A 2,939-nucleotide genomic window follows, 5' to 3' on the forward strand; every position below is an offset into this window, starting at 1 on the left:
TTTAATTCGTTCTTCTTATTCTCTTATTCTTTTGTATCATTAGCTCGCTGATGTTTCCGTTTCGCTGTTTCCGTATCAGTCAGCTTTAATATAATATCAAACTTGCCTATATTTGTCAACTATTTTTTACTAAAAAATTATATTTTTTTTATCTTTTTCAAGATCCGCTATATAAAAGGCTTTCAGTGATATATAAAACCACAATTTACTACATAAAAAAAGAAAATATAAAAAATATTTTCTTTTTTTATTTGTATTTTTATAATTTTTTTACCGATTCGCCATCGATTATACCGTGAGATACTATGACTTTTTTTTCTTTCAGTTCTTCACCTTCCAAAAGTTTGATCAATAGTCTGGCACTGATTGCCCCTACATCATACATGTAATGATTTATACTTGTTAACTTTGGACTTATCCATCTTCCCACTTCACAGGAATTTAAACTGGCTATACTTATATCTTCAGGAACCTTCATGCCGCTTTCCTCGATAGCCTTTATTGCACCGACAGCCATTTCATCATTTCCGCATACGACAACCGTAGGCAGTTCACCTTTTAACATTTCCTGCATTGCAAGGTATCCGCCCTTCATTGTAAAATCTCTGTCAATAACACAATTTTTATTTATTTTCATACCAAGCTCTTTAGAAGTAGCCATCATGACTTCTTCATTTCTTTTAGCATTATAAGCTCTTTTTTTATCCCCATGGATTAATCCTACCGCTTTATGACCCATTTGTTTTAAATATTTCATAAGAGAATATACTGCTTGATCATAATCGTTTATTACACTGGAATATTCACCTTCACGGTCTTCAATCCCGCATAGTATTACAGGCATATTCATATATTCAAATTTTCTTCTTACCGATTCGCTTAATTCTCTACCTGCAAAGATGATTCCATCACACTGCTTTTGATAAAAAAGATCCATAAACTCTTCTTCTTTTCTGTTATCGGCATCACTGTTACATATAATAGCATTGTAACCGCTTTGCATACTTATATCTTGAACACCCCTTGCAATTTGAGCATAGTAAGGAATAGTAATATCATGTATAACAACACCTACAGTTTCCGTTTTTTGAAGTTTCAAACTTCTTGCTATAGCATTTGGTCTATATCCGGTTTCTTTAATCGCCTGTAACACTTTATCTCTTGTTTCCTCATTTACCAAAGGAACATTATTAATTACACGTGATACTGTAGCTATTGAAACATTTGCTTTCTTTGCAACATCTTTAATTTTTGCGCTCAATATCAGCACCTCCATTTTCACATCGAATAAACTTAAACATAGTTATGTAAAAGTTTTAAATTAAAATCATTTTATCATAGTCGACTTTTTTTTGCAAATGATTATCATGTATTATGAAAATATTTAATATTTTACATATGTTTTTATATATTCAAAGTTGAAAACGTATGAAAATAATATATAATTATTATATATAAATAAAGGAGATAAAATAGTATGGAAAATATTTATAAAAAAAATGCTGAGATAATCATAAATGAACTAAATGAAGCATTATTAAAAGTTGATGAAAATGAAGTATATAGCCTTATTGAAGAATTAAATAAAGCAGAAAAGGTATTTTTTATAGGTGTAGGAAGAGTAATGACTATGCTTAAGTGTATTGCAAAGAGACTAAAACATATAGGATATGATACATATATAGTAGGAGAAACTACAGAACCACCGATTACTGACAAAGACTTATTAATCGTTGGTTCAGGAAGCGGAAGTACATTAATTCCCAGCGGAATAGCAAAAAAAGCTAAATCTTTCGGAGCAAGAGTTGCCCATATAGGTGCGATACCCGATAATCCACTTAAAGACATAACAGATGTATTTGTTAGAATTCCTGTCAAGAGCAAACAAAACTTACCTGATCAAGTAGATTCGAAGCAGCCTATGACTTCACTATTCGAACAATCTCTGCTTTTACTCGGAGATACAATCACTTTGACAATCCTCGATATGAAAGATGAACCGGTAAATGAAAGCATGTGGTCAAACCACGCTAATTTGGAATAAATATGAATAGTAACAAAAATAACCAATTTAAAAACAACATAAACTATTTTATATGTCCTAAATGTAAAAGTAATATGAACATTAAAAATAACAGTTTAATGTGCGAAAATAATCATTGTTTTGATATATCTAAAAAAGGCTACATAAACTTTTTAATGAACAGGAAACCTCCGGAAGGCTATGATAAAACATTCTTTGAAAAGCGAAGAGAAATGTTAAATGACGGCTTCTATAATCATATAGCAAAAGAAATAGCTAATTTACTTGATAGTTATACTAATATAAAAAATATTGTCGATGCGGGCTGTGGTGACGGATATTATTCTCATATAATAGAAGATAGAAAATATAATATATTTGCATTTGACTTTTCAAAAGATGCAGTCAATGTTGCTTCAAGGGGAGTAAATAATATATGCTTTATGGTTTCCGATATTAATAATATCCCTATAAAGGACAATTCTATGGAGTGTATTTTAAATATTTATACTCCTGCCAATTATATCGAATTTAAAAGGATTTTATCTGATATCGGTATTATCATAAAAGTAGTTCCGGGAAAAGAACATTTAAGAGAGCTAAGACATACTATAAAAGAACAATTGAAAAATGAGGAATACTCCAATCAAGAAGTGATAAATTGTTTTGAAGAACACTGTGAACTCTTAAACAGAATCAGAGCTAAAAATACTATAAATGTCAATAAAAAACAGTTAGAAAATCTTATTAGAATGACTCCGTTAATGTTTGATATAGATTTAGAAAATATTAATTATAATGATATTTCCGAAATAACTATCGACGGTGAGATTTTAGTTGGTAAAATCAAATAAAAATAAATACTAAACCTCAGATAAGACTCCTCCCGAGTCTTATTTTCTTTTATTCTTTTATC

At 29.8% G+C, this 2,939-nt stretch carries 3 protein-coding genes; 2 read left to right on the forward strand and 1 reads right to left on the reverse strand.

The window, feature by feature from the left end:
• Nucleotides 1–259: 259 nt before the first annotated feature.
• On the reverse strand, nucleotides 260–1,261 hold the full coding sequence (locus Q0516_RS01980; protein ID WP_257481285.1) for a LacI family DNA-binding transcriptional regulator: 1,002 nt from the start codon (nucleotides 1,259–1,261) through the stop codon (nucleotides 260–262).
• 216 nt (nucleotides 1,262–1,477) lie between these two features.
• Here Q0516_RS01980 and hxlB point away from each other — a divergent pair, with 216 nt between their 5' ends.
• Nucleotides 1,478–2,044 carry a 6-phospho-3-hexuloisomerase gene (hxlB, locus tag Q0516_RS01985; RefSeq protein WP_257481286.1) on the forward strand — a complete coding sequence of 189 codons (567 nt, stop codon included), beginning with the start codon at nucleotides 1,478–1,480 and terminating at the stop codon, nucleotides 2,042–2,044.
• A 2-nt stretch (nucleotides 2,045–2,046) separates the two neighbouring features.
• Nucleotides 2,047–2,877, forward strand: a complete 831-nt coding sequence (locus tag Q0516_RS01990; protein ID WP_294468990.1) for a putative RNA methyltransferase — start codon at nucleotides 2,047–2,049, stop codon at nucleotides 2,875–2,877.
• Nucleotides 2,878–2,939: the final 62 nt, after the last annotated feature.

Origin of the sequence: uncultured Anaerofustis sp., assembly GCF_938029165.1 — a bacterium.
GTDB lineage: Bacteria > Bacillota > Clostridia > Eubacteriales > Anaerofustaceae > Anaerofustis.

Coding starts and splice junctions, on each gene's coding strand:
- Q0516_RS01990 (WP_294468990.1), top strand. CDS start 2,047: ATGAATAGTAACAAAAATAACCAATTTAAAAACAACATAAACTATTTT.
- hxlB (WP_257481286.1), top strand. CDS start 1,478: ATGGAAAATATTTATAAAAAAAATGCTGAGATAATCATAAATGAACTA.